This is a genomic window from Bacillus sp. FSL K6-2861 (genome assembly GCF_038630725.1).
In the GTDB taxonomy this organism is placed as follows: Bacteria; Bacillota; Bacilli; order Bacillales; family Bacillaceae; genus Bacillus; species Bacillus velezensis.
Genome location: NZ_CP152037.1, coordinates 1,218,015 through 1,244,546 on the forward strand (window position 1 = coordinate 1,218,015; position 26,532 = coordinate 1,244,546).

Below are 26,532 nucleotides of genomic sequence, written 5' to 3' on the forward strand. Positions count from 1 at the left end.
GATGAAAGGGGTTATTTTTGATTTCAACGGCACGATGTTTCAAGATTCGCATCTGCACGAAAAAGCATGGTTTTTCATGGTGAAAAAATACGCGCCGAAAACCATTTCTGATGAAGACATTTTCGTTAACATTCACGGGAGAACAAACAGTGAAATCCTGACGTATTTTATTTCCGGCGATTTAACAAATGAAGAAATCAAGAAGCTGTCTTTTGAAAAAGAAGCCTACTACAGAGAATTATGCCTTGAAAACAAAGATGAGTTAAAGCTGACGAAGGGACTGACCGGCGTATTGAACCATCTGAAAAAATCAGAAACGCCGATGACCATTGCCACGGCTACGGTAAAGGAAAATGTCGAGTTTTACTTTGACGTCTTTCAGTTGGATCGGTGGTTTAATTTTGACAAAGTCACGTTTGATGACGGGAGCTTCCCCGGAAAACCGGCGCCGGATATTTTTCTCATCGCATCGGAAAAGTTAGGCCTCAGACCTGAAGATTGCTTAGTCATTGAAGATGCCTTTTCGGGGCTCACAGCGGCGAAAAAAGCAGGTGCAGGCAAGATTATGGCCATTGATCCGCTCGGAAAAAACCGCGCGTTATTTGAAGAAAAACAGCTGGCGGGTGACGGGATACTGACAGACTTCACCTCGTTTTTTGAGGTTGCCGGACATTCTGTTTGAGAGATGCAGTTGGGAGGAACCACCAAATAAACAGCCCGCCAGTAATCGGGCAATTCTTCTTGTTACAATGACCACAGGTCTTGAGAAAGAATTTGATCTTTCAATGGAAGAGATTAAAGATTTTATCAGATGGTATGATCAAAAAAGTTCTGGAATAGGCTTATCTAGATATGTTATCGAGAAGCACTATAATAATATAGGGCCTTTTCAAAATAGAAGGGACCATATTGTTTTTGGGAACATTCTTACTTTTAATGTGAATGAATACACTTTAGATAAATAAATAATTACCTGTTTCCTTCTGCAGCCCTCTTTTTAAAAAGAGGGCTTTTTTTATGAGGTGCTTATTCTTTTTCAGTTGCGCTTTTGTTTTTGTATAATGATTTTCTCATTGAAGGCGGCATTTTTTGGATCAGAAAGGTGTTCGCCTTAATTGAGATATTGGCTGAATTTATAGATTCGCAGAGATAAAGGAAGTCGTAAAAGATATGCCGTTTGCGGATTTCAGCCTGTCTTTTGAGAAGGATCATTCTTCAATGACGCTTATTTCCCCCGTACCGAAAAAAAGTGAAACACGTTCTCCTCGCTTTTCATAGGTTTTGATAAGTCCTTCCTGCCCTATAAGTTTCCAGCCTTTTTCGGCTATTTCCAATTGGTATAAACCGCTCGGACCTTCTTCTTCTTTTGCGAAACGGTATGTATAGTTTGAAACGTATTTTCCTTTTTCATATTCCTTTGTTTTGCTGTGCACAGCAAATAATGGAACCGGGAAATCCGGGTGAGAAACAGATGCTTTATATCCTCCCAAAATAAATAAGCTAAATAACAATAATATAAAAAACCACAGAATATATTTCATAAAACCTCCTTATGTCAATTAGTCGGTGCATTTTAAAAAAAGATACACCGCATGATTGGGGTGTAAAAGCGGGTAAGAAGATAAGGAAAGGAGAGAGACGGATGGAACTTGATTTTGTGATTCGTCTGGCAGTTGCGGGTCTGCTCGGGGCTCTTATTGGATTGGAGAGAGAATTCAGGGCGAAGGAAGCCGGTTTGAGGACGCATTTTTTAGTGGCCGTCGGCAGCGCCTTGATGATGATCGTTTCCAAATACGGCTTTTTTGATTTGTTATCCAACAGCCATACGTCCTTTGATCCGAGCCGGGTGGCGGCGCAGGTCGTCAGCGGCGTCGGGTTTTTAGGAGCCGGCACGATTATTTTGCAGCGGCATGTCGTGCGGGGGCTTACGACGGCCGCGGGGATTTGGGCTACGTCAGGGATCGGGCTGACAATCGGGGCAGGTATGTATGTCATCGGCATCAGCGGCACGATTTTGGCGTTAATCGGGCTTGAACTGTTAAATTTTCTGTTTAAACCGGCGGCGCATTCTTTGTCTGTCAGTTTCAGGATTGAGGAGAAAGCCGTCATGCATGATATTTTAACTTCTCTTGAGGAAAAAGGAATTCTTATTACGTCCTATGAATTGAATAAGGCGGTGCTTGAAGTGAAGGGAAGGGTGAAAAGCAAAAGCGGGAAAGCGGCGGTAATGGAAAAAGTTCAAGCCCTCCCGTATATCCTGTCGGTCAAAGTTGAATAGCAGACAGGGGAAGCCTCCTGTCTGCAGTCATTTCTTTTCAAACATTAATACCAAGGATAGAACGGGATATACGGCCGCGGATAGTATGGATATGGTCTAGGATAATAATAAGGCGGCCGCGGATAGTAGGGATATGGTCTGGGGAAATAATAAGGCGGCCGCGGATAATGATATGGCACCCGTTCGTGGCTCTCGGCTGTGTATTCATGATAGAAAGGATCGTACAAGAGGAAAACCTCCTTTTCAAATGTTTGGTTCCGTTTACCTTATTCCTGTATGCCCGGTATGGTGTACGTACAACGGGCAAAAAAAAGACGCCGGTTATCATCCGGCATCTTTTTTTACACTTTCACATCAATTGAATGTCCGGCAGTCGGGTGCTGGGACGGCAGCATTTTCACTGTTTCTTCCGCCGCAGCCTGTGCTTGCTGCATGACCGTTTTTGTTAAAGCGATATTTACATTCTGCGCCAGAGATGCCTGATGCATTGCGATTGATAACGCAGGGATATCCATAGCTTCCACCTCCTTATCCCTTCATATCGGCGGCATGCTCTGATTATGAAGGAGACTGGCGGTTTCTTTTTACGGCCCATTCTAAAAATGCGGCAGCGCATACCCCGAGGGTATAGGCGAAAATGTCACTCCAGACAAATTGCCAGCCGAGGATCAGCCCGCCGAGCGTGCTGCTTCTGATTGCGTCAATCCAAGGCGCGTGATACAGCTGGCTGCATTCAATCAGACAGCAAAACGAGAGGCTCAAAAATGCGGCTGTTTCCGTCCGTATGTGCCGAAACAAAAGCCCGAATCCTGTAAAAATCATTGCCGCCCACAAGGCATCTCCTAAATAAGCGTTTATGATGCCGGGCAATAGGGCGGTGATGTATGCGGTTCTGGACAGCAAACCGAGGGCGATGATAAAAACGGTACATATTCCGTATGTCAATGGATGTCTATTCACTTCACACTGTTCCCCTTTTTTTGTACTCCCATGTATTGTAAGGAACGACGGAGAAGCTGTCTATGAAAAAAACGGCCCGGGAGGCCGCTTTTTTTGCGTTATCTGGCTTTTAGGTTGACATGGTCTGCTTTTTGGTCACTGCCGATGACGAAGCGGAGCTCATACTGCCCCGTATGGTAGACGTAATCTGTTTCGCCCGTTTTTGGCACTGTCAGGATTTTGTCAGCGCTGCCGATTTGTTTGCTTAAGACGTCAGGTGTGACGCTCCCGAGGTTTAAGCGCCGCTCGACCCCTGTTCCGAAATAGCGTATTTCCGAGATTTTTCCGTTTTTATGATAGGAAAATCCATAACCGGGGTTTCCCATGTTCCAGCTGTATAAATCAAATGGATTGCGGCTGTCTGCTTTTTGTTCCGGCTCGCCGATTTTATCGTAAACGTCCTGTCTTGTGCTTTGGTTGATTTTCAGGCCTTTCACATTTTGCGGCATTTCCCCTTTAAACGCCGATTGGTAAAGGCTGTTCACCAGTTCTTGTGCACGTTGGTTTTCCGTTTTTGAAGCGGCTGCAGCGTGGACGGGCTGTGTAACCGAAAATGCTTCTGCGCCGAATGCGCATCCCGTGAGCATCACTGCCGATAATCCCGTGGCGAGTGTTTTTTTCTTCAACATATGTGAACGCCTCCTTTTTACCGCTCATACCCGTATGTTTCCTGAGATAAACGAGATGTTTTAGTGAAAGGCCGGCTGGGAATCATAGAGGATGTATAGAGGGGTACAGAAAGGGGAAAAGAAAATGGCTGGGACAAAGAAAGTTACAATCAATGGGGTTGAAATGGAAGCGCCGGACGGCCAAACCGTTTTGCAGCTTTTGAACAATAGTTCAATTGACGTGCCGCACGTGTGTTATCACCCGAGTCTCGGGCCGATTGAAACGTGCGATACCTGTATCGTCAATGTTAACGGGGAACTGGTGCGTTCGTGTTCCGCGCAAATAAAGGACGGAGATGTCATCGATACGCTTTCGTCCGATGTAAAAAAAGCGCAGATTATCGGCATGGACAACATTTTGCACAACCATGAATTGTACTGCACGGTCTGTGATTACAACAATGGGAGCTGCGAAGTACATAATACCGTAAAGGAAATGAAAATCAATCATCAAAGCATTCCGTTCGATCAAAAACCGTATCCTAAAGATGAATCAAATCCGTTTTACCGATATGATCCCGACCAGTGCATTTTGTGCGGACGCTGCGTCGAAGCCTGTCAGGACGTACAGGTAACCGAAACCTTAAGCATTGATTGGGAGCGGAAACGCCCGCGGGTCATTTGGGATCAGGATGTGCCGATCAATGAATCATCATGTGTTTCCTGCGGACATTGTTCGACGGTATGTCCGTGTAATGCCATGATGGAAAAAGGCATGGAAGGCGAAGCGGGGTATTTAACAGGCATTAACCAAGAGACGCTTCGTCCGATGATTGACATCACAAAAGGCGTCGAAACCGGATACGGATCGATTTTGGCCATATCGGACATGGAATCGGCCATGCGGGATGAAAGAATCAAAAAAACGAAAACCGTATGCACATACTGCGGTGTCGGCTGCAGTTTTGATATATGGACGAAAGGAAGAGACATTTTAAAGGTCGAGCCTCAGGCCGAGGCCCCAGCAAATGGCATTTCGACGTGTGTGAAAGGGAAATTCGGCTGGGATTTCGTCAATAGTGAAAAGCGCCTTACCAAACCGCTTATCCGGGAAGGAGACTCGTTTCGGGAGGCGGAATGGGATGAAGCGCTGCAGCTGATCGCTGATAAATTTACCGATATAAAAGAACATTTCGGCCCTGACGCACTTGCCTTTATCACATCTTCCAAATGCACGAATGAAGAATCATACGTGATGCAGAAGCTTGCAAGAGCCGTCATCGGCACAAATAATGTCGACAACTGCTCACGCTACTGCCAGTCTCCCGCCACGGCCGGATTGTTCAGAACGGTCGGATACGGCGGTGATTCAGGGTCGATTACAGATATAGAAAAAGCTGAGCTCGTGCTGATAATCGGTTCAAATACGTCTGAGTCTCACCCCGTTCTGTCCACACGCATTAAACGTTCTCATAAACTGCACGGACAGAAGCTCGTCGTCGCTGACTTGCGAAAACATGAAATGGCCGAGCGCTCCGATGTGTTTTTCCAGCCGCGTGCCGGATCAGATATTGTCTGGCTGAATGCCGTATCGAAATATCTGCTTGATCACGATTTGGCGGATACTGCATTTCTGAAGGAGAGAGTGAACGGATTAGATGAATTCGTGAAAAGCCTTGAACCTTATACAATGGAATATGCGGAAAAACATACCGGTGTGGACAAGGATACCTTAATCAAAGTGGCCCGGATGATTCATGAAGCCGGCAGCGTGTGCGCACTGTGGGCGATGGGTGTCACCCAGCATATCGGAGGAAGTGATACGAGCACGGCCATTTCCAATATGCTTCTTGTGACCGGAAATTACGGAAAGCCCGGCGCAGGCTCATATCCGCTTCGGGGCCATAATAACGTGCAGGGAGCCAGTGATTTCGGCAGTATGCCTGACAGCTTCCCCGGCTATGAAAAAGTAACGGATGAAAAAGCCCGTAAAAAGTATGAACAGGGCTGGGGAACAGACCTGCCGAAAGAAATCGGAATGACAAATCATGAAATGATCGAAGGCATCCACTCAGGAAAACTGAAGTCCATGTACTTAAAAGGAGAAGAAATGGGGCTTGTCGACTCCAATATTAACCATGTTCATGCCGCATTCGAAAAACTTGATTTCTTCGTTGTGCAGGATATCTTTCTTTCGCGTACGGCCGAGTTCGCCGATGTCGTGCTTCCGGCAAGCCCGAGCCTTGAAAAAGAAGGGACGTTTACAAATACGGAACGGAGGGTGCAGCGCCTTTACGAAGTGTTTGAACCGCTGGGCGATTCAAAGCCTGATTGGCAGATCATTACGGACATCGCCAACCGTCTGGGCGCTGATTGGCACTATGAACATCCGGCAGACATTATGGAAGAAGCGACGATGCTTTCGCCGCTCTACGCAGGCGTCACTTACGAACGTCTCGAAGGCTACAATTCACTGCAATGGCCGGTTGCAGCGGACGGAACCGATTCACCGCTTTTATTTACGGACAAGTTCCCGTTTTCAGACGGCAAAGCGATTCTATATCCCGTTCAGTGGACCGAGCCGAAAGAATTTGATGAAGAATATGATATCCATGTGAATAACGGGCGGCTGCTCGAGCATTTTCACGAAGGGAATCTGACTTACCGATCAAAAGGAATATCCGAAAAAACACCGAGTGTGTTCCTTGAGGTCTCGCCCGAACTCGCCGAAGAAAGAGGGCTGGAAGACGGAACGCTTGTCCGTCTGACATCACCGTACGGAAATGTGAAAGTCAAATGCGTCATCACAGACAGGGTAAAAGGCAAACAAGTCTATCTCCCGATGAACGATTCAAAAGACGCTGCCATTAACCTTTTGACAAGCAGCTATGCCGATAAGGATACCGATACACCGGCTTATAAAGAAACATCAGCGAAGATGGAGATTTTGAAAAAAGAAGGCGTTAATCCGCTTCCGAAAATCAATTTCCGTTACGGAAACCCGCAGCCGCAGATCGGTGTCCGGGTTGATCGGAAATGGGCGCGTAAAGATTATGTATTTCCGGGAGACGCCGTAAAAAGGGGGAAACAGCAAAATGGCTAAAGCAATCAGCGGCATCCGAAAACAGACCGTCACAGAAGACGACAAACGAAAAAAGGACTTAGAAGAGATCGAGACGGCTCTTTTACGAAATAAAGACGCGATTTTGGAATCTCTGCACATTCTTCAGCACATGAACGAGCGCGGCGTTTTGGCGCTTCTGCGCGGGCTCTTCGGCCAGGGAGACAAAGTGATGGATATCCTCGTGAAGAAGGCGAATACTCCGGAAACGGCCAATATGCTGAAAAATCTCCTGCTGTTAAGCGGCGTTCTCGGCATGCTCGATGTAAAACAGCTTGAGCCATTTATCGTTAAAATCAATGCGGGGGTCACAAAGGCCGTCGAGGAAAAAGACAGCGGCAGGAAGACCGGGTATTTTGATATCGTCCGCGCTTTAAAAGACCCGGAAATCAACAAGGCCGTCACTCTGCTGTTTTCTTTCCTGAAAGGCATGGGCGCTGATACGGACGATATGGAAAGAAATACGCAGCCTCCTGAAAACCAAAAGCAGCACCAGAAACCGCAGCCGAATGAGTGAACATATCTCCCGAGCCTGGCCGAAGGCTCGGGTTTTTTGTGCGCTTCTCCTGTTTTCTTGGGAGAAATTTCACCTCCGGATTCATGACTTTTGTTGTGTTATGTTAATAGTTAAGGTTATGAATAGAAAAAAATTGAAAATATGTGCTAGGATAAAATTCAAGGTACGTCAACTATTCAAATATGAAACAATCAGGAGTGATGAAACATGAGTAAGCTGAGGAGCACGAGACAAGCCATCCAAAGAACCCTGATGAAAGGAAAAAACGGCCTGGACGTATACAACCCTTTTCCTTGGTACGAAAAAATGAGACGGGAAAGCCCTATACACTTTGATGAAGAAACGAAGGTTTGGAGTGTGTTTTTATACGATGATGTCAAAAAAGTCATCAGTGATAAAGAGACGTTCTCAAGCCTCATGACTGATGTGAAAAGCTCGATTGCAAAGTCCATGCTGAATATGGACCCGCCGAAGCATACCCAAATCAGATCCGCCGTCAATCGCGCTTTCACTCCCCGCGTCTTGAAGGAATGGGAGCCGAGAATTAAAGACATTACCGATCATCTCCTAAAACAGGCAAAGAACAAAGGGCGGATTGATATCGTTAAAGATCTCTCTTACCCTTTGCCGGTCATGGTGATTTCAGAATTATTAGGCGTTCCGTCCGAACGTATGGATCAGTTTAAAAAATGGTCGGACATTCTCGTCAGCATGCCGAAAGATGCGAGTCCTGAAGCGGCGGAGAAAAATCAGCAGGAACGTGACCAATGTGAGGCGGAGCTGGCGGCGTTTTTTGCGGAAATAATAGAAAGCAAACGAAAACAGCCCGGCCAAGACATTATTTCTATTTTGATAAAAGAGGAAGAAGAGGGAGAGAAGCTCACGGCAGAAGATCTGATTCCGTTTTGCAACCTGCTTTTAGTGGCGGGAAATGAAACAACGACTAATCTCATTTCAAATGCGGTTTACAGCATATTAGAGACGCCCGGCCTTTATGACGAACTGAGACAGGACCCTTCTCTCATCGCGCAAACGGTGGAAGAAACGCTGCGTTTTCGCGCTCCCGCTCCGTTTGTCAGAAGGACGGTCCGGCACGACATTGAACTGCGCGGACGCCGCTTGAAAAGCGGGGAGATCGTTCTCTGCTACGTTGCATCTGCCAACCGTGATGAAAACAAATTTGAGAAGGCGGGCGTATTTGATATTCATCGCCAATCGAATCCGCACCTTTCCTTCGGATTCGGCGTACACTTCTGCTTAGGCGCTCCGCTTGCCAGACTTGAAGCGGAAGTCGCGCTGAAAGGAATTGTAAAAGCCTTTTCACACCTTGAGCCCGTTCGGATTGAGCCGATCCGAAACAGTGTCATGTACGGGCTGGAGTCTTTAGAAGCGGAGATAAACGAAAATGAGGGAGAAGAAAAATGATGAGAAAAACACACATCGCCATTATTAATGTGGCCGCTCACGGTCATGTCAATCCCACGCTGCCCGTAGCCGAGGAACTTGTCAATCGCGGGTATAAAGTGACATTCGCTACGACTGAGGAATTCGAAGCTTCCGTTGCCAAAACGGGCGCCATTCCCGTTTTATACCGCACAAGCATAAAGGCGGACCCGGAGACGATAAAAGAACGGGTAAATAAAAATGATGCGTTTGTGATGTTTCTGGAAGAAGCGGTTGAAGTGCTTCCGCAGCTGGAAGAGCTGTACAAAGACGACCTTCCTGACATCGTCCTGTTTGATTTTTTAGCTCTTGCCGGAAAATTGTTTGCGGATAATGGCGGCATCCCGGCCGTAAAGTTCTGCCCGAGCTATGCAATGAATGAGTATTTTCAATTAGGAAGAGACGAAGAAACACTGGAAGCGGCCAAACAGGCGATAGAAGAATACCAGGAGCAGATTGAAAATGAACAATTGAAACGGATGACAATGGAAGAATTTTTTATGCCTGAAAAACTGAATATTGTCTTTATGCCAAGGGCCTTTCAGCCGAAACAGGAAACCTTTGATGAACGTTTCTGTTTTGTGGGTCCGTCTCTTGGAGAACGCACAAATACGGGAAGTCTGGAAATTGATGCAGCCGATGACCGTCCGCTTATGCTCATCTCACTGGGAACGGCGTTTAACGCCTGGCCTGAATTTTACCAGATGTGTATTGACGCGTTTCGGGACTCGGACTGGCGGGTTATTATGTCAGTCGGCACAACAATTGATCCGGAAAGTTTTTCGGATGTCCCCGATCACTTTATCATCCGCCAGCACGTTCCTCAGCTTGATGTGCTGGAGAAAGCAAAGCTGTTCGTATCTCACGGCGGGATGAACAGTACAATGGAAGCGATGAATGCGGGTGTCCCGCTCGTTGTCGTTCCGCAAATGCACGAACAAGAGGTTACCGCAAAGCGTGTGGATGAATTGGGGCTTGGCGTGCATCTGCCGCCGAAAGAAGTCACTGTGGCCCGTTTGCAAAAAGACGTTCAGAACGTATACGGCGATAAAAACATCCTCAGCCGCGTGAAAAGCATGCAGCAGAAAATAGAAGAAACCGGCGGTCCAAAACAGGCTGTTTGCGCCATTGAAGAATTTTTGAAAACGGCGGCCGTCGAAAATTGATTGAGAAACAGGCAGCGCACCGGAAGACGGCTGCCTGTTTTGTTATATGTTTTTCTTCATGCCGCATCTCCGGCATTCCCTCAAAAATTTTCCGCCCTTCACTGAGCTTTTAAACAGCGTGTAGTCGCAATTGTCACATCGACCGCTGTGAACATCAGGATATTCATTGAACTCATAAATGACCGAAGTATCGTATCCTTTTGTCTCGAACTCTTTTTTTGTTTCCATAATTGAAAGTCCCTCCGCGAATCAAATCATTCTGCCCGGTTAATGATACAGCAACTGCACGGGGGATTCAACGGGAGCATAGCTTGATTTTCCCGGCTGATTGCGTAACAATAATAGAAATAAATGACGGCCTGCCATAGGGCGCCCGGCATCTGAAGGGAAGAAGAAAACAGCGATGGGAAAAGGATTGAACGGGAAACGGATTGCCATCGGCGGTTCGCGGAAAACAGAAGAGATCACAAGATTAATAGAAAAGCAGGGCGGAACGGCGGTCGTCCGTTCCCTCCAAGGAACCGTATACCTGGCGGAGGATCAAATTGAACCCGACGTAAGAACATTTGCCGGGCAAAAAGCCGACTGGGTGATATTCACCACAGGCATCGGTACGGAAACGTTATTGTCGGTATCGGAAAAAATCGGTCTGAAAGAAGAATTTTTAGCGGCCGTTCATGAAGCGAAAATCGGCTGCAGAGGCTATAAAACATATGCGGCCTTAAAAAAGCTCGGCATCACGCCGCATGCCTCAGATGAAGACGGTACAACAAGAGGGCTGATCCGCTCCTTGGAACGATTTGACTTTAAAGATAAAAAAGTCATGATACAGCTTCATGGCGAAAAAGCGCCGGTCTTAACGGAGTTCCTTGAGAAAAACGGAGCGGAGGTATTCCCTGTTCTGCCGTATCAGCATATTCCGCCTGAAAGAAAGACGGTCGATAAACTGCTGGGAGAGCTGTTAAACGGAGAGGTCGATGCCGTATGTTTTACGACAGCCATTCAAGTGCGTTCTCTCTTTGATTATGCAAAAGAAAAAGGGTTCACAAAAGAATTGCAGCAGGCATTCGAAAAACAAGTGCTTGCCGCCGCAGTCGGCAAAGTGACGGCTGAAGCGATCCGGGATGAAGGGGTAAAGAGGGTCCTTGCTCCGGACATTGAGCGGATGGGAGCGATGATTATTGAATTATCCCGTTACTATGAATCTCTGACCTTGTCATAAACCATCATTCAGCAGGGAAAAAAGCCTACGCTTCCCTGCTGAATTTTTTTAATTGCCAATGTTCCGTGAAAAGGGAAGGATATGTCAAGGCGCTGAGTATGATACATGTAAGAAGAGCGGAGGCCATCGTTGTAAAAACGATCAGCAGCTGAAAGCGCACCGCCTGTATCGGATCAGCCCCCGCTAAAATCTGCCCCGTCATCATGCCGGGAAGCTGAACGAGACCCAATGTTTTCTGGCTTTCAAGCGTCGGGATCATACTGAGCTTCATGCTGGACGTCAATATCTGCCGGACGGCCTGCTTAGGCGTTCCTCCGAGAGAGAGAATCAGTTGGATCTCTTCTTTCCGCAGATCCGCTTCCGAACTGAGCTTGTTTAAAAACAGGCTTGAGAGCACCATGGAGTTTCCGATGACCATGCCGCTTATCGGAATGACATATCTTGAAGTGAACGGAATGATGTGAAGGGTCAGTAAAAGTCCCTGCGTCACAACTTCCACGATCGCCAGTGTCAGAAAAACGCGCCAAAATGAGCCGATCCGCATTTTTTTCCGTTTGGCGACATTGTGCGAAGCGGCCGTGAGCATGAGAAGCACCATTAATATGATAAATATCGGGTGATCACCGCGAAAAATCAGCGACAGCACATAGCCGATGATGAGAAGCTGAATGACGGCCCTGACGGTTGCGACGATCATATCCTTTTCGACGCCGGCTTTAAAAGATTTAGACAGGAATAAAGCAATAATGACAAATATACTTGTCAATAATAGAGAAAGATCATTCATATCAGCACCCGCTCCCTTGTAAAAGCGCCCGGGCCTTTTCGTGTTTCGGTTCCTTAAAGAACGTTTTCGTTTCCGCGGTCTCTAAAAGCCGACCCTCAGCCATAAACCATACCGTATCGGATAATCGTTCCGCTTGTTCAAGGTTATGGGTGATCCACAGGACCGTCAGCTGTTTTTGCCGATGGAGTTTCGTAATCAGTTTCTCAATGATGAGAACAGATGACGGGTCCAGCGCCGAGGTGATTTCATCCAGCAGCAGGATGGACGGCAGTCCGGCGAGAGTTCGCGCTAATGAGAGCTTCTGCCGCTGCCCTCCGGATAATTCTTTTGCATTTCGATCCAGAAGCCCGCGCGGAAGGTCTGTAAAATCTGCGAGCTCTTCAGGCGTATAGTGCTGTGCTCCGTGGAGTTTTTCTGCGAGCAGAAGGTTGTCCCGCACCGTTCCCTCGAGGGCGGGAGCTGATTGAAATGCAAGGCCCGCGGTTTTTCTGAGCTCCCTGATATCCCAGCGCCTTATTTCTTTTCCGAATACAAGCACTTCCCCTTCATCAGGTGTATTCATCAGATTGCACAGTGACAGCAATGTGCTTTTTCCCGCGCCGGAAGGGCCTATCAACGCCGTGATAGAACCTTTTTGAATATGTCCGGTTACACGGCTTAGGACATCAAAGGACGTATTGTTTTGTTCAAAGCGTTTGCCGGCTGACAGAAAAGATATTGCCGGAATTTCTTCTTTCATACAGGAGGACACCTTTCGTAAAAAAATCAGGAACCGGTGAGATTGGCTGACGTTTGCTCAGCCGTTTTCTGGTCTGTCTGCCGGGAAGCGAATGTATGCATGACCATTCCCGCAATAATAATGAACAGTCCGGCAAATGAAAGAAGTGACGGAAACGCCGCGGATAAAAAGACGATTTCGCCGATCAGTGCAAAAAGAACCTCTCCGGACTGCGTCGCTTCAACAGCAGCGAGCTTCTGCGGCTCATTCCTCACCATATCGGTGGCGCGGAAAAATAATACTGTTGCGATAACGCCAGAGCTGAGTGCGACGATAAAGGATTGGAATGTCTGTCCCATTGACGGAAGCCCGTCTCTATGCCAGCCGAAAGCGGCGATCAAAAGCCAAAACGGAAGGCTTGCGAGAGTCATGCCGAGCACCCGCTGAAACGTATCGAGTTTTCCGCCGTATTGTTCCAGCATTTTGCGGTTGCCTAGCGGATAGGCAAATGCGGCGATGACGACCGGCACCACGCTGAATAGTATCGTGCGGCCGGACAGAGAACCCGCATGCTGAAGCTGAATCAGACCGGCTCCGATCAGGATGATGACGGAAGTAACCAGCGAAATGAGCGGGATCTTTTGTCTGGCGGAAACCGGGCCCGCCGGTGAATTTTTTGTTTCGTAAAAAAACGGCGACAGAAGCACACCCGCGACAATTGTAATCTGCCACGTGCCGGCGATCAGCCAGCCCGGCCCATATGCCGCCGCAAACGTAATCGGGGCATAAAAAAGCACGAACCCGGTAAAACTCCACTTCAGCCAAAAAAACGGTTTTTTTCGGATTTCATGCCAGAGCGGCGCCCATTTTCCTTTCACATAAACGATCAAAAATAAAAACGGAACCATAAAAAGAAAACGCAGGGAAGAGCTCCACATCCAGCTTCCGCCGGAAAGCTCCATCGCCCTGTTTAAAATAAATGTGACTGCAAAAAACAGAGATGCCAATATTCCGATCACGATGGCTTTCATTAAATCCCTCATTTTGACACATATTTTTTTATACTATACTATTCACCGGCAGGCTTCGCAATGGAATATGAGAAAATAGCGTTTTAACAAATGATGAATGGGAAACAGACATATACGGAGGTGAAAACAATGCAGAAAGAGGATATTCAAGTGCTTTATTTTGAAGATGACGGCCGCATTCCGAATAACCCGAATCTTCCGCTTGTTATTTATAAAGCGGTATTTAATGAAGAAACGGTGCAGAAAGCAGAGTCCGTCCTCCGCCGGCACGATTGGTCGAACAGCTGGACGGGCGGAGTATTTCCGTATCACCATTTTCACAGCACCACGCACGAAGTTCTTGTCGCGGTAAAAGGAACTGCGGTTTTGAGGTTCGGCGGGGAACAAGGAGCGGACGCCGTTCTTCAAACGGGAGACGCAGCGGTCATTCCGGCCGGCACCGGACATAAAAAACTGTCGGGCAGTTCTGATTTTACCGTGATCGGGGCTTATCCGGGCGGCCGGCAGTACGATACAAAAACGGAGAAAAATGATAGAACTTCAGAAGAAATCAGCCGTGTCCCGCTCCCGGAATGCGACCCCTTTACGGGAAAAACGGGCCCGCTATTAAAATTGTGGGAAAAATGACAGGGGAAAAGCGGATGGTCTGTAAAAAAATAGCCTAAAAGAAACGTTATTACACCCCCGCCATATAAATAATTTCATAAACGAAACAATTCACGTTCAAATTTTGTTCAAAAAGTGTTATTATATAAGAGTAAATCAAATTGGGGTTTTTTATGTTTGCTATTTTCAGAGAGGAAAAAGAAATTTTGACTTATTCAATTGTTTTTGTTGATATAAAAATAATACTGGATATGGCAAAGTGAAAAACTGGGTAGTAAACATTTATTTTTGTAAATGATTGTGCATGAATTCACAATCTTGCTTTTTCATGCTTTTCTGCATGAAGGGGGAAAGGCTACCCTTTCCAAAAAAATCAGCATACTGCTTATAGTAAAGGAGAATCGGATATGCCAGAAACAATCGATCAAACAAATGCATCTGTCAGCCAAGGCCAACGCGATCTTATTGATCAGCTGCTAAAACCTGAAGTTCAAGAATCACTGACTGTTTTAGTGGATCAGCTTCCAAAACTGACTGAGTTAGTAAATATTTTAACGAAGTCTTATGATTTTGCACAGTCTGTAGCGACAGACGAAGTATTGAAGAGCGATACAGTGGGTGCGCTTACAGAAATTCTTGAGCCGGTGAAAGAAACAGCGAAAGAAGTTGCGGCTACTGCGATCGAAGCAAAAGACCGCGCGGATGCAAGCAATGAAACGATCGGACTTTTCGGCCTGCTGCGCATGCTGAAAGATCCTCAAGCTCAAAAGCTGTTCCGTTTTGCTAACAGCTATCTTGAAATCATGAACGAAAAACAAAAATAATCTCAGATTCAAATTGATATAAAGGACGGAGGATATACGATGTCAAAACATATTGTCATTTTAGGCGCTGGTTACGGCGGAGTTCTTTCTGCTTTAACCGTTCGCAAACATTACAGTAAAGATGAAGCACGCGTAACCGTTGTGAACAAATACCCGACTCACCAAATCATTACGGAACTGCACCGCCTTGCAGCCGGCAACGTGTCTGAACAGGCTGTTGCTATGCCGCTTGAAAAACTTCTGAAAGGAAAAGACGTCGACATTAAAATCGCAGAAGTCAATTCTTTCTCAGTTGATAAGAAAGAAGTTGCCCTTTCTGACGGTTCTAAGCTGACTTATGACGCGCTTGTTGTCGGACTTGGTTCTGTTACGGCTTATTTCGGCATTCCTGGACTCGAAGAAAACAGCATGGTGCTGAAATCTGCGGCTGATGCCAACAAAGTATACAAACACGTGGAAGACCGTGTGCGTGAATACGCTAAAACGAAAAACGAAGCTGATGCAACGATCCTTATCGGCGGCGGCGGCTTAACAGGCGTTGAGCTTGTCGGTGAGCTTGCTGACATCATGCCGAACCTTACGAAAAAATACGGCGTAGATCCGAAAGAAATCAAACTGAAATTAGTAGAAGCAGGTCCGAAAATTCTTCCTGTTCTTCCTGATGACCTTATCGAACGCGCGACAAAAAGTCTTGAAAAACGCGGCGTTGAGTTCTTAACAGGTCTTCCTGTTACAAATGTTGAAGGAAACGTTATTGATCTGAAAGACGGTTCAAAAGTCGTTGCCAACACATTTGTATGGACAGGCGGCGTACAAGGCAACCCGTTAGTCGGCGAATCCGGCCTTGAAGTGAACCGCGGCCGTGCGACGGTTAACGATTTCTTACAATCTACTTCTCATGAAGATGTATTCGTTGTCGGAGACAGCGCAGTATACTTTGCGCCGGACGGCCGTCCGTACCCGCCGACAGCGCAAATCGCTTGGCAGATGGGTGAACTTGTCGGTTACAACCTGTTCGCTTACTTAGAAGGAAAAACGCTTGAAACATTCAAGCCTGTAAACTCTGGTACGCTTGCAAGCCTCGGACGTAAAGACGCGGTTGCCATCATCGGAGCGAACTCTACTCCGCTGAAAGGTCTTCCGGCATCTTTAATGAAAGAAGCAAGTAACGTACGTTATTTAACACATATCAAAGGATTATTCAGCCTCGCTTACTAATCCTTAAGATCACACAGAAGACATTGCCGGACTTTCTCGGCAGTGTCTTTTTTTTTGTATGAAAATGTTAACGGATACAATTTTCTGAAAAATAAAATAAAAATGATTGATATGTGAGAAAGAGGAAGCTAAAATAAAAAAGAATCATTTTGTTAACGTTAACATTTTTAAGAGGGAGGATGAAAATGTGAAAGCTTTTATGGGTGATGATTTTTTACTGGATAGTAAAACGGCCGTAAAGCTGTACAGGGAATACGCCGAAAACATGCCGATCATTGATTATCACTGTCACTTAAGCCCAAAGGAAATCTATGAAAATAAAACCTTCGCAACGATTACGGAGGCATGGCTTTACGGTGACCACTACAAGTGGCGGATCATGAGGGCCAACGGCATTGAAGAGCGCTGCATTACCGGAAACGCTTCAGATGAAGAGAAGTTTTTCGCCTGGGCAAAAACGGTGCCGATGGCGATAGGCAATCCGCTGTACAGCTGGACGCATTTAGAGCTGCAGCGCTGGTTCGGCATTTATGACGTATTGAATGAAAAAACGGCCGCGGCAATTTGGAAAAAAACGAATGAGCTCCTGCAGGGAGACGGGTTTGGCGCAAGGGATCTCATTCTGAAATCAAAAGTCAAAGTCATTTGCACAACCGACGATCCTGCCGATGCGCTGACATACCACGAACTGTTGAAAGAAAGTGATTTTCCGGTTCAAGTGCTGCCCGGATTTCGGCCTGACAAAGGACTGGACATCAGCAGCCCGGGTTTTGCCGATTGGGTCCGTTCGCTGGAGAGCGCTTCCGGAATGGCTGTCACCACCTACCAATCGTATTTAGATGCGTTAGAATCCCGCGTCCGCTTTTTTCACAATGCCGGAGGAAGAGTGTCGGATCATGCGTTAGATCAAATGGTTTATGCCGAGACGACCGAAGAGGAAGCGGCCCGGATTTTTGCAGCCGGATTAAGCGGAGAGCATGTATCTTTTGAAGATGAAAAGAAATTCAAAACACGGACGCTGCAACATCTTTGCGGTCTTTACGCCGAACTGGACTGGGCGATGCAGTTCCATATTAACGCGTTAAGAAATACCAATACAAATAAGTTCAGCAGCCTTGGTCCTGATACGGGATATGACTCAATTAATGATGAACGTATCGCAAAACCGCTTGCCCGGCTGTTAGATTCCGCCGAAAAAAAGCGGCAATTGCCTAAAACGATTTTGTATTCTTTGAATCCGAATGACAACTATATTATCGCCAGCATGATCAACAGCTTTCAGGATGGGAAAACACCGGGGAAAATTCAATTCGGCACAGCCTGGTGGTTCAATGACACGAAAGATGGAATGCTTCAGCAAATGAAAGCGTTATCAAACATGGGCCTGTTCAGCCGTTTTATCGGGATGCTGACGGATTCAAGAAGTTTCCTGTCCTATCCCCGCCATGAATACTTCAGGCGGCTTGTCTGCACGCTGATCGGCGGCTGGGCGGAACAAGGCGAAGCGCCTTACGATATGGAGCTTTTAGGAAAGATTGTCGAGGGGATTTGTTACCGGAATGCTGAGGAATATTTCCGCTTTTAAAAAATGGAATGAAAGAGGTGGCCTATGAGTAATGTGCCTGTCGTGACAGCACCTGCCGCAAAAGTGAAGGAGCATAAGCTGAGTCTGAAAGAAAAAGTATCCTATGGTTTTGGAGATTTTGGGAACGGATTTATGTTTGATCTCGGGCAGATCTATTTGCTGAAGTTTTTCACAGATGTCGCAGGCATTCCGGCAGCGTTCGCCGGCAGTATTTTTTTGGTCAGCAAGCTGTTTGCGGCTTTGACTGATCCGATTGTCGGCTCGGCCATTGACTACAGAAAAAAGATCGGACCCCGGGGGAAATTCAGGCCGTACTTATTATTCGGAAGTATTATTCTTGCGGTCATGACCGTATTGATTTTTGTGTCACCGGACGTGAGCGTCACCTGGAAGCTTGTGTACGCCTATGCTTCTTACATGCTGTGGGGGATCGCTTATTCTTTCGTCAATATTCCGTACGGCTCCCTCGGCGCGGCCATTACACAGGATGCGGAGGACAGAACGGCGCTTTCCGCATTCCGCCAGATAGGCTCCCTCGGCGCGCTGCTCATTACAAGTGTCATCGTCATCCCGATTCTTGTTCATTTTGATAACGTTCACATCGGCTACCCGGCAGTCATGGGAATGATGGCCGTAATCGGAATCGCGGGATTTATGATCTGCTACCGAAACTGCAAAGAAAGAATTATCGTCCGTGAAGCGCCGAAAGAAAAGCTGTCCGTCATGTCGGTTTTCAAATGCTTTATCGGCAACAAACCGCTTCTGACCGTCGTTTTCATGACGATTTTCTCAATATCGGCATATAACATTAAATCCGCTATGCTTGTTTACTTCGCCCAGTACAATCTCAACAATGCGGAGCTGATGTCCTACATGAGTTTTATCATCATCGGTTCTTCATTTTTAGGTGTTTTGTTTATGCCGAAACTCGTCAAACGTTTCGGAAAAAAGCAAACGGTGATGATCGGTTTTGCCGTCAGCGCCGCGGCTGATGCGCTGAATTTCTGTCTGCCGTCAAATGTATATATCTTTACGGCGTTAGCGAGCATTGCTTTTATCGGGATCAGCATACCAAACGGCATTACGTGGGCGCTTGTGTCGGACATTATTGATTACGGGGAATGGAAGACGGGTGAACGGAAGGAGGCGACGACATATTCGCTTTTCAACTTCTCCAGAAAACTCGCCCAATCTTTATCAGGTTTTCTTTCAGGCATCGGGCTGAGCGTTATCGGCTATATCCCGAATGCATCTCAGACAAAAGGCACGTTAATCGGGATTAAAGGGCTTCTGCTGCTGTACCCGGCTTTCGCTTTAGCGTGCGCCATGCTGATTATCGGTTTAATGTATAAACTGACGGACCGGCAGCATGCCGAGCTCGTTCAGGACTTACATCATGCAAAACCTTAACTTTAGTGATTTTATGGACTGTCCGTTAATGGTACAATAGAAATAAATGACAGCATACAGAAAGAAAGGAAAAACGATGGTAACCATAAAAGATATCGCAAAACTCGCCAACGTATCCCACACAACCGTATCCCGGGCACTTAACGGCAGCCCCTACATTAAAGAGCATACAAAACAGAAAATATTAGAGCTCGCTTCACAGCTGAATTACACACCGAATGTAAATGCAAAAAGCCTTGCCATGCAAAAGTCCCATACGATCGGGCTGTTTTTTACAAGCATCACAAACGGAACCTCACACAGCTTTTTTTCCGATACCATCAAAGGTGTAAACCGCACAATCAGTGAGGAATACAATTTGTTCGTCCGCGCGATTGACGACCTGAAAAGCTTTGAAACCATTACGCCCATGAGATATGACGGAATCATTTTAATGAGCCAAAGCGACAGTGATAATTCATTTATTTATCATATCCGCGAGAAAAACATCCCGCTTGTCGTGCTGAACCGGGACATTGATGACCGGAGCATCACGAATATCCTGTCAAACGATAAAGAAGGCTCCAGACAGGCGGTCGACTGCCTGATCGCAAACGGACACAGAGATATCGCGATCATTGAGGGAAAGGAAGGATTCAGGTCAACTTCTCAGCGGAAAGAAGGCTATTTGACATCTTTAATTGATCATTCTATCCCGATTAAGCATGAATACAGTGTAAAAGGCCGCTATGATATGGAAAGCGGCAGTCAGGCGATGGAAAAACTCTTGGCGCTTCAATCACCGCCTACGGCTGTTTTTTGTTCAAACGATGATATGGCGATCGGGGCGATGAATGCCATTTTCGCCAAAGGCCTGAACGTTCCGGAAGATATATCTGTTATCGGGTTTGATGACATCGGCATTTCTCAATACATGACGCCGAGGCTTTCGACAGTAAAACGCCCGGTTGAAAACATCAGCATACTCGGCGCAGAGAAGATTTTGGCGCTAATCGCCGACCCGGATACGGCGGCGGAAAAAATATATGAAAACACCGAGGTGATGATAAGAGATTCCATTAAAAAACTCACATAACGGCCCGTCTGAATATCCGGGTTTTCACACGGAGAAATGTTAACGTGTGCATAAATACAGAAGGAGGCGGACAGCTTGCAGCAGCTGAATAAAAAGATGTGCGGCGAATACATTCAATATCCTGAAAAAGTCCTTCAGTTCGGTGAAGGCAACTTTTTGCGGGCTTTCGCTGACTGGCAGATCGATCAATTGAATCAATTGACGGATTTTAACGGAAGCGTTGTCGCCGTACAGCCGAGAGGCTCTGAGAAAATAAAACGTTTAAACGAGCAGGACGGTTTATTTACGCTTTTTTTGCAGGGGATAAAGGACGGAAAACCGGCTGAAGAACACATGATCGTCAAATCCATCAGCCGCGGCATTGATCTTTTTTCTGACTATGATTCCTTTAAACGGCTGGCAGCACAAGAGGAGCTTCGTTTTATCATTTCCAATACGACAGAAGCGGGAATTACGTTTGAGAAAGGCGACCGGCTTGAGGATAGACCTCAAAAAACATTCCCCGGGAAATTAGCGGCGTTCCTTTATTTCCGCTATAAGGCATTTGCGGGTGACGCCGAGAAAGGGTGTATTGTGCTTCCATGTGAACTGGTCGAAGAAAACGGACGGAAACTGAAGGCGGCCGTGCTTCAATATGCCGGGCTGTGGGAGCTGGAACCTGGTTTTACTCAATGGATTCATGACGCGAACATCTTCTGCAATACCCTCGTGGATCGGATTGTTCCCGGATTTCCTGTTGATACCGCGGAAGAACTTACCGATTTTCTCGGATACGAAGACCGTCTGCTTGTGGTTGGTGAGCATTATTATTTGTGGGTGATAGAAGGGCCGGAACAGCTTCAGAATGAGCTTCCTTTTGCTGAGGCCGGGCTGAACGCACTGATCACGTCTGACCTTACGTCTTACAGGACAAAAAAGGTGAGAATCTTAAACGGCGCTCACACGGCATTGGCGCCAGTGGCTTTACTATACGGACTGCAAACCGTCCGGGAAGCGGCTGAGCACGAGGTGACGGGCAGATTCATTGAAGAGCTGATCAATGAAGAAATCCTCCCTGTGCTGCAAATAGAGGGTGTCACCCAATACGCGGCAGATGTGTTACAGCGGTTTAAAAACCCTTATATCCACCATTATCTGCAAAGCATTACCCTTAACGCCGCCGCGAAATTCAAAACAAGAAACCTGCCGACGCTGAAGGCTTATATCGAACAGGAGGGCCGGCTACCTGAGAAGCTGGTATTTTCGTTCAGCGCCATGATCTATTTATACTGGAACGGACCGAACAAACCGGCTGACTGCGAGGAGGTTCTTAACCGTTTTCAAATGGCGCGGTCCCGTTGCAAAGATGATATGTTTCAAGCGGCATCTGCCATATTAGGAGAAGAGCGATTGTGGGGGAAGAATCTGAATCATCTTCCGGGGCTGACTGAACGAACGGCTTTTTTTCTGTCTGTCATTCATGAGCTGGGTATGAAGCAGGCGATACATGAATGCTGCGGCAAAAAGGGGGAAGTGAAATGAAAGAGGTCATAAAAATCCATAAAAACGATAACGTGCTTCTCGCCATGCGCCATTTTAACAAAGGGGAGCGGCTGCATACAGACGGACTGACGATTGAAGTGAAGGACCCTGTAAAGCGGGGGCATAAAATCGCGCTGCAAACCATTGAAGAAAACGGCAGCATCATTAAATACGGTTTTTCAATCGGGCGTGCGACAAGGCGGATTTCGGCCGGCGAGCATATTCATACCCATAATCTGCAAACGAATTTATCCGATGTGCAAGAATACACGTATTCACCGCGCTTCGAGGACAATCCTTTTACAAATGAGAACCGGACATTTAAAGGCTACAGAAGAGAAAACGGTACATCCGGCGTCCGGAATGAACTGTGGATCGTGCCTACAGTCGGCTGCGTTAACGGCGTCGCTGAGAAAATCCTGCAGCGCTTCGTAAAAGAGGCGAAAGACATTGCGCCCTTTGACAATGTGCTGGTTTTAAAGCACCAATACGGCTGCTCCCAGCTTGGCGATGATCATGAGAATACGAAACAAATGCTGATGAACGCCATCCGTCATCCAAATGCGGGCGGTGTGCTGGTTTTAGGGCTCGGCTGTGAAAATAATGAGCTGGCGGCGATTAGGGAAACGCTTTCTGAAGTGAATGGAGATCGGGTGAAATTTCTCGAATCACAAGCTGTCACAGATGAAATTGAAGCGGGTACTGCGCTTCTTAAAGAGATACACCTTGCGGCAAAGGGAGATAAACGTGAGGAGATTCCGCTGTCAGAATTGAGCATCGGATTGAAATGCGGCGGGTCGGACGGTTTTTCCGGCATCACCGCAAACCCTTTATTAGGGAGATTTTCAGATTACTTGATTGCACAGGGAGGGAGCACGGTCTTAACGGAGGTGCCTGAGATGTTCGGCGCTGAGACGATTCTCATGCAGCGTGCGGCGAGTGAAGAAGTGTTTCATAAAACAGTCCGATTGATCAATGATTTCAAGCAATATTTTATGAAGCACGAGCAGCCGATTTATGAAAACCCGTCACCAGGGAATAAGGAAGGCGGCATTTCAACGCTCGAAGACAAGTCGCTCGGCTGCACCCAAAAAGCCGGTCTTGCACCGGTTTCTGATGTGCTGACATACGGTGAAACACTGAAAACAAAGGGATTGACACTGCTCAGTGCGCCCGGCAATGATTTAATCGCTTCTTCAGCGCTCGCCGCGGCGGGCTGTCACATCGTTTTGTTTACAACCGGAAGAGGCACGCCGTTCGGCACATTTGTCCCGACTGTGAAAGTATCAACAAATACCGATTTATTTCAATCAAAGCCTCATTGGATTGATTACGACGCGGGCAGATTGGCGGAAGAACAAACAACAGAAGATCACATTGTAAGAGATTTTATACAATACATTATTAAAGTTGCAAGCGGAGAATTTGTCAATAACGAAAAAAACGATTTTCGGGAGCTTGCAATCTTTAAGTCCGGTGTGACATTATAAGGGAAAAGGCGATCTGACAACAGCGCCTTTTTTATATTAATTTTATTCCGCTGATTAAAATAATCGCCGCCATCACAAACTGCAGGGGGCGCGGTGAGAATTTCGGCGAAAAGAAGCTGCCGAGAAGCACACCCGGCACAGAGCCGATCAACAGATTCAATACAAGCAGGTAATCGACGCTTCCGAAGCTTGCGTTTAACAGACCGGCAGCCGTTACGAGCAGAAAGGCATGTGCGATATCCGTTCCCACCACTTCTGCCGTTTTCATTCTGAACAGGTATAACATGGCGATCGCAAATAATGAGCCGGATCCAATAGATGTCAGGCCGACGATGAAGCCGAAAATGACGCCGATCAGTATCATGAGTGTCCGCTTTTCTTCAAGCGTTTTTTGCTGCCAGCGGTTCGGCCGCAGTTTTTTATCGAAAAAAAGGCGGGCGATAATGGAAATGGCTACAAGGGTCAGCACGTAGCCGAGCGCCTGTTTGATAATCTGCTCCTGATGCTGGTGAAAAGCGGGAAACAAGTGAAGAACACCGATGGCGGCTGTTGCGCTGGGAATGCTTCCGAGCGCCAAGTAGCCGACAAGTTTAAATTGAACGGTGCGCTGCTTCCAATGAGAAACGACACCGAACAGTTTGGTGATGGAGTTATATAAAAGGTCAGTGCCGACGGCGATTGAGGGGTTGATCCCCAAAACGATCAGTAAAGGAGTCAAAAGCGCTGCTCCTCCCACACCCGTCAATCCGACAAGCGTTCCGACAAAGAAACCCATAAACACAATGCTTACAGTCATCTGTGTGCCTCCTGAATAATCCTACTATTTTTATCAGATTATATATGATTAAGAGGCGGTAATCAATTAAATTTTCGGAAAATTTTATACAGAACAAAAAATCCGCCAGCCTGCTGTTATGTCGCAGACCGGCGGATGGCCGGATTATGATTTTTGCTGATAAAACGGAAGTTCCGTGTGGCCCATTTCTCTGACATACACGAAAAGATTGCCTTTATGATGAATTTCATGCTCCATGGCAAGCTGAAGGAGAGCCGCGCCGGTCACTTTTCTGCCGAAAGAGGCGGTCAGGTCAATTTCGCGGTTCAGCTGATCTTCTGTCAGCTGTGACAGGATGTTTGTCGTTTTTTCAGTACACGTTTCAGCCAGTTTGACGAGGTCTGTTTCTGCTTCTTCTTTCGGTTTGTTCTGGATGGCTGATCCGTTTCCGTCGTTAATGACGTTTGCAAACATAAGAAAAGAATAAACCATGTGTTTTACAAGTTCCTGAGCGGACATTGATGTCTCTGCCGGCTTGTAATCGTAATGTTCGCGGCTGATTTTTTCCGCCAGCTCAATCGTCACGTTTCGATGTGACAGAAAGTGGCTGACCAATTGATTTTGTGCTGTCATGTGAAAACCCCCATTTAATACAGAATAAAAAGCTGCAAGGATATGCTATATCAACGGCACGGAAGAAACAAGCAATAAGCTTGTGACGGAGATAAATCGTTGCGGATATCCGAAATTCGACAATTGCGGTCTTTTTGCGTTCTTCTTTTTCTAGCAAATATGATAAAATATGACATATCTCGGTCATTCCAAAAGGGGGGATTTATTGAGGATGAAGCAGACTATTCCGTCCTCTTTTGTCGGGCTCAAAATTAATGAATGGTATACCCATATCCGGCAGTTTCACGTTCTTGAGGCGGAGCGCGTCAAACGTGAAGTAGAGAGAGAGATCGAGGATATGGAAGAAGATCAGGATCTGCTGCTGTATTATTCATTAATGGAATTCAGACACCGTGTCATGCTGGATTACATCAAGCCCTTAAAAGAGGACCCTTCTCAGCCTGAGTTTTCAGAATTATTGGAAGACATTGAAGGCAACCAGTATAAACTGACAGGACTGCTTGATTACTACTTTAATTTTTTTCGAGGAATGTACGAATTTAAACAGAAAATGTTCCTAAACGCCATGATGTATTACAAACGGGCTGAAAAAAACCTTGCACTCGTTTCTGATGACATCGAGAAAGCTGAGTTTGCTTTTAAAATGGCCGAGATATTTTACAACCTGAAACAAACCTACGTCTCCATGAGTTATGCCGTTCAAGCCCTTGAAACGTACCAATCGTATGAGACGTACAACGTCCGCAGAATCCAATGTGAATTCGTTATTGCAGGGAATTATGATGACATGCAGTATCCAGAAAGAGCATTGCCCCACTTAGAACTTGCTTTAGATCTTGCAAAACAAGAAGGCAATCCCCGTCTTATCAGTTCAGCCTTATATAATCTCGGAAACTGTTACGAAAAAATGGGAGACCTCTCTAAAGCAGCCGAATATTTTGAGACATCCGTTTCCATTTGCAGGTCAGAAAAGTTCGATAATCTTCCGCATTCTATTTACTCATTAACACAGGTTCTTTATAAACAGAACACTACAGCCGAAGCAGAGAAGCAATACCGTCTCGGGCTCAGTATCGCCCGCGAATACAATGATGAATTGTTTGTGAATCTGTTCCAATTTTTACATGCGTTATACGGCAAGGAAATGGATAACGCATCCGTCAGGCACACGTTTGATTTTCTGGAAGAACACATGCTGTATCCGTATGTGGAAGAATTGGCGCATGACGCTGCCAAATTTTACATGAAACACGGACAGCCTGAAAAAGCGCTCACGTTTTATGAAAAAATGGTGCACGCCCAAAAACAAATCCAGAGAGGAGATTGTCTATATGAAATCTAAACTGTTGTCAGGATTGCTGCTTGTTGCTGTCGGGTTCAGCTTTACACAGGTAATCGGCCATGAAAGCCATTTGGAAAACCAAGCGGACGGCACATTCCATATTGCCGCGCGCAACCAAACATAACATAAAGACCCTTCTGTGGAAGGGTCTTATTTTTTGCAT

27 protein-coding genes and 1 pseudogene are annotated in these 26,532 nt (G+C 46.5%); 17 read left to right on the forward strand and 11 right to left on the reverse strand.

Annotated features, from left to right (window positions below; translation table 11 throughout):
• Position 1: 1 nt before the first annotated feature.
• Positions 2-682, forward strand: coding sequence for an HAD family phosphatase (locus NYE62_RS06155; RefSeq protein ID WP_144664106.1), 681 nt, complete (start codon positions 2-4; stop codon positions 680-682).
• 526 nt (positions 683-1,208) lie between these two features.
• Here the strand turns inward: NYE62_RS06155 and NYE62_RS06160 are convergent.
• Positions 1,209-1,541: a hypothetical protein gene (locus NYE62_RS06160; RefSeq protein WP_061581951.1), complete on the reverse strand. Its 333-nt coding sequence runs from the start codon at positions 1,539-1,541 to the stop codon at positions 1,209-1,211.
• A gap of 101 nt (positions 1,542-1,642) precedes the next feature.
• On the opposite strand from NYE62_RS06160, the gene NYE62_RS06165 reads away from it, so the two are divergent.
• Positions 1,643-2,278 (forward strand): MgtC/SapB family protein, encoded by a 636-nt coding sequence (locus NYE62_RS06165; protein ID WP_007407316.1) that lies wholly within the window; start codon positions 1,643-1,645, stop codon positions 2,276-2,278.
• An 86-nt stretch (positions 2,279-2,364) separates the two neighbouring features.
• Here NYE62_RS06165 and NYE62_RS06170 read toward each other — a convergent pair.
• From NYE62_RS06170 to NYE62_RS06185, 4 genes and pseudogenes are all read right to left on the reverse strand, one after another.
• A pseudogene (locus NYE62_RS06170) lies at positions 2,365-2,505 on the reverse strand (hypothetical protein); the annotation flags it as partial.
• Positions 2,506-2,619: 114 nt separating this feature from the next.
• Positions 2,620-2,793: a YjfB family protein gene (locus NYE62_RS06175; protein WP_007407314.1), complete on the reverse strand. Its 174-nt coding sequence runs from the start codon at positions 2,791-2,793 to the stop codon at positions 2,620-2,622.
• A gap of 43 nt (positions 2,794-2,836) precedes the next feature.
• A complete protein-coding gene (locus NYE62_RS06180) occupies positions 2,837-3,238 on the reverse strand; it encodes a DUF2809 domain-containing protein (RefSeq protein ID WP_007407313.1) in 402 nt (133 codons plus the stop codon).
• 98 nt (positions 3,239-3,336) lie between these two features.
• Positions 3,337-3,906 carry a YjgB family protein gene (locus tag NYE62_RS06185; RefSeq protein WP_015417262.1) on the reverse strand — a complete coding sequence of 190 codons (570 nt, stop codon included), beginning with the start codon at positions 3,904-3,906 and terminating at the stop codon, positions 3,337-3,339.
• A 124-nt stretch (positions 3,907-4,030) separates the two neighbouring features.
• On the opposite strand from NYE62_RS06185, the gene fdhF reads away from it, so the two are divergent.
• From fdhF to NYE62_RS06205, 4 genes are all read left to right on the forward strand, one after another.
• Positions 4,031-6,988, forward strand: a complete 2,958-nt coding sequence (fdhF, locus tag NYE62_RS06190; RefSeq protein WP_039251846.1) for a formate dehydrogenase subunit alpha — start codon at positions 4,031-4,033, stop codon at positions 6,986-6,988.
• Positions 6,981-7,523 (forward strand): DUF1641 domain-containing protein, encoded by a 543-nt coding sequence (locus NYE62_RS06195; RefSeq protein ID WP_251257096.1) that lies wholly within the window; start codon positions 6,981-6,983, stop codon positions 7,521-7,523. The genes fdhF and NYE62_RS06195 overlap by 8 nt, the downstream gene beginning before the upstream one ends.
• A gap of 207 nt (positions 7,524-7,730) precedes the next feature.
• The gene (locus NYE62_RS06200; protein ID WP_144464023.1) at positions 7,731-8,948 is read left to right on the forward strand and encodes a cytochrome P450; all 1,218 of its coding nucleotides are present in this window, start codon (positions 7,731-7,733) and stop codon (positions 8,946-8,948) included.
• Positions 8,948-10,132: a macrolide family glycosyltransferase gene (locus tag NYE62_RS06205; RefSeq protein WP_031378841.1), complete on the forward strand. Its 1,185-nt coding sequence runs from the start codon at positions 8,948-8,950 to the stop codon at positions 10,130-10,132. The genes NYE62_RS06200 and NYE62_RS06205 overlap by 1 nt, the downstream gene beginning before the upstream one ends.
• Before the next feature lie 42 nt (positions 10,133-10,174).
• On the opposite strand, the gene NYE62_RS06210 is transcribed toward NYE62_RS06205, so the two are convergent.
• Complete coding sequence (locus NYE62_RS06210; protein WP_003154919.1) at positions 10,175-10,360, reverse strand: hypothetical protein; 186 nt, start codon at positions 10,358-10,360, stop codon at positions 10,175-10,177.
• Positions 10,361-10,535: 175 nt separating this feature from the next.
• Here NYE62_RS06210 and NYE62_RS06215 point away from each other — a divergent pair, with 175 nt between their 5' ends.
• The gene (locus tag NYE62_RS06215; protein ID WP_061862092.1) at positions 10,536-11,354 is read left to right on the forward strand and encodes a uroporphyrinogen-III synthase; all 819 of its coding nucleotides are present in this window, start codon (positions 10,536-10,538) and stop codon (positions 11,352-11,354) included.
• 25 nt (positions 11,355-11,379) lie between these two features.
• On the opposite strand, the gene fetB is transcribed toward NYE62_RS06215, so the two are convergent.
• From fetB to NYE62_RS06230, 3 genes are read right to left on the reverse strand one after another with little or no spacing between them, the layout of a single operon-like run.
• A complete protein-coding gene (gene fetB, locus NYE62_RS06220) occupies positions 11,380-12,141 on the reverse strand; it encodes an iron export ABC transporter permease subunit FetB (RefSeq protein WP_061862093.1) in 762 nt (253 codons plus the stop codon).
• Between the two features lies 1 nt (position 12,142).
• Positions 12,143-12,880: an ATP-binding cassette domain-containing protein gene (locus tag NYE62_RS06225; protein WP_061862094.1), complete on the reverse strand. Its 738-nt coding sequence runs from the start codon at positions 12,878-12,880 to the stop codon at positions 12,143-12,145.
• Positions 12,881-12,906: 26 nt separating this feature from the next.
• A complete protein-coding gene (locus NYE62_RS06230) occupies positions 12,907-13,890 on the reverse strand; it encodes a multidrug resistance efflux transporter family protein (protein WP_015417269.1) in 984 nt (327 codons plus the stop codon).
• Positions 13,891-14,019: 129 nt separating this feature from the next.
• Between NYE62_RS06230 and NYE62_RS06235 the strand changes: the two genes are divergently transcribed.
• The 8 genes from NYE62_RS06235 (at position 14,020) to NYE62_RS06270 (ending at position 23,619) form a co-directional block, all read left to right on the forward strand.
• On the forward strand, positions 14,020-14,517 hold the full coding sequence (locus tag NYE62_RS06235) for a cupin domain-containing protein (RefSeq protein WP_015388368.1): 498 nt from the start codon (positions 14,020-14,022) through the stop codon (positions 14,515-14,517).
• A gap of 386 nt (positions 14,518-14,903) precedes the next feature.
• Entirely contained in the window at positions 14,904-15,320 is a 417-nt protein-coding gene (locus tag NYE62_RS06240) for a DUF1641 domain-containing protein (RefSeq protein ID WP_003154908.1), read from the forward strand.
• Between the two features lie 39 nt (positions 15,321-15,359).
• Positions 15,360-16,538, forward strand: coding sequence for an NAD(P)/FAD-dependent oxidoreductase (locus tag NYE62_RS06245; protein WP_014417508.1), 1,179 nt, complete (start codon positions 15,360-15,362; stop codon positions 16,536-16,538).
• 187 nt (positions 16,539-16,725) lie between these two features.
• Positions 16,726-18,123, forward strand: a complete 1,398-nt coding sequence (uxaC, locus tag NYE62_RS06250; protein WP_144664108.1) for a glucuronate isomerase — start codon at positions 16,726-16,728, stop codon at positions 18,121-18,123.
• A gap of 24 nt (positions 18,124-18,147) precedes the next feature.
• On the forward strand, positions 18,148-19,533 hold the full coding sequence (locus tag NYE62_RS06255) for an MFS transporter (protein WP_342497295.1): 1,386 nt from the start codon (positions 18,148-18,150) through the stop codon (positions 19,531-19,533).
• A 76-nt stretch (positions 19,534-19,609) separates the two neighbouring features.
• Positions 19,610-20,608, forward strand: coding sequence for a LacI family DNA-binding transcriptional regulator (locus NYE62_RS06260; protein ID WP_007407297.1), 999 nt, complete (start codon positions 19,610-19,612; stop codon positions 20,606-20,608).
• 75 nt (positions 20,609-20,683) lie between these two features.
• The gene (locus tag NYE62_RS06265) at positions 20,684-22,129 is read left to right on the forward strand and encodes a tagaturonate reductase (protein WP_342497296.1); all 1,446 of its coding nucleotides are present in this window, start codon (positions 20,684-20,686) and stop codon (positions 22,127-22,129) included.
• Positions 22,126-23,619, forward strand: a complete 1,494-nt coding sequence (locus NYE62_RS06270) for an altronate dehydratase family protein (protein WP_327954258.1) — start codon at positions 22,126-22,128, stop codon at positions 23,617-23,619. The genes NYE62_RS06265 and NYE62_RS06270 overlap by 4 nt, the downstream gene beginning before the upstream one ends.
• Before the next feature lie 31 nt (positions 23,620-23,650).
• On the opposite strand, the gene NYE62_RS06275 is transcribed toward NYE62_RS06270, so the two are convergent.
• On the reverse strand, positions 23,651-24,415 hold the full coding sequence (locus NYE62_RS06275) for a sulfite exporter TauE/SafE family protein (protein ID WP_007610763.1): 765 nt from the start codon (positions 24,413-24,415) through the stop codon (positions 23,651-23,653).
• Positions 24,416-24,559: 144 nt separating this feature from the next.
• A complete protein-coding gene (locus NYE62_RS06280; RefSeq protein WP_144464017.1) occupies positions 24,560-25,027 on the reverse strand; it encodes a DinB family protein in 468 nt (155 codons plus the stop codon).
• A gap of 205 nt (positions 25,028-25,232) precedes the next feature.
• Here NYE62_RS06280 and NYE62_RS06285 point away from each other — a divergent pair, with 205 nt between their 5' ends.
• Together NYE62_RS06285 and NYE62_RS06290 are read left to right on the forward strand one after the other, a co-directional pair.
• A complete protein-coding gene (locus tag NYE62_RS06285; RefSeq protein WP_087920760.1) occupies positions 25,233-26,369 on the forward strand; it encodes a Rap family tetratricopeptide repeat protein in 1,137 nt (378 codons plus the stop codon).
• A complete protein-coding gene (locus tag NYE62_RS06290; RefSeq protein ID WP_003154881.1) occupies positions 26,359-26,493 on the forward strand; it encodes a PhrA family phosphatase inhibitor in 135 nt (44 codons plus the stop codon). Before NYE62_RS06285 ends, NYE62_RS06290 begins: the two co-directional genes overlap by 11 nt.
• Positions 26,494-26,532: the final 39 nt, after the last annotated feature.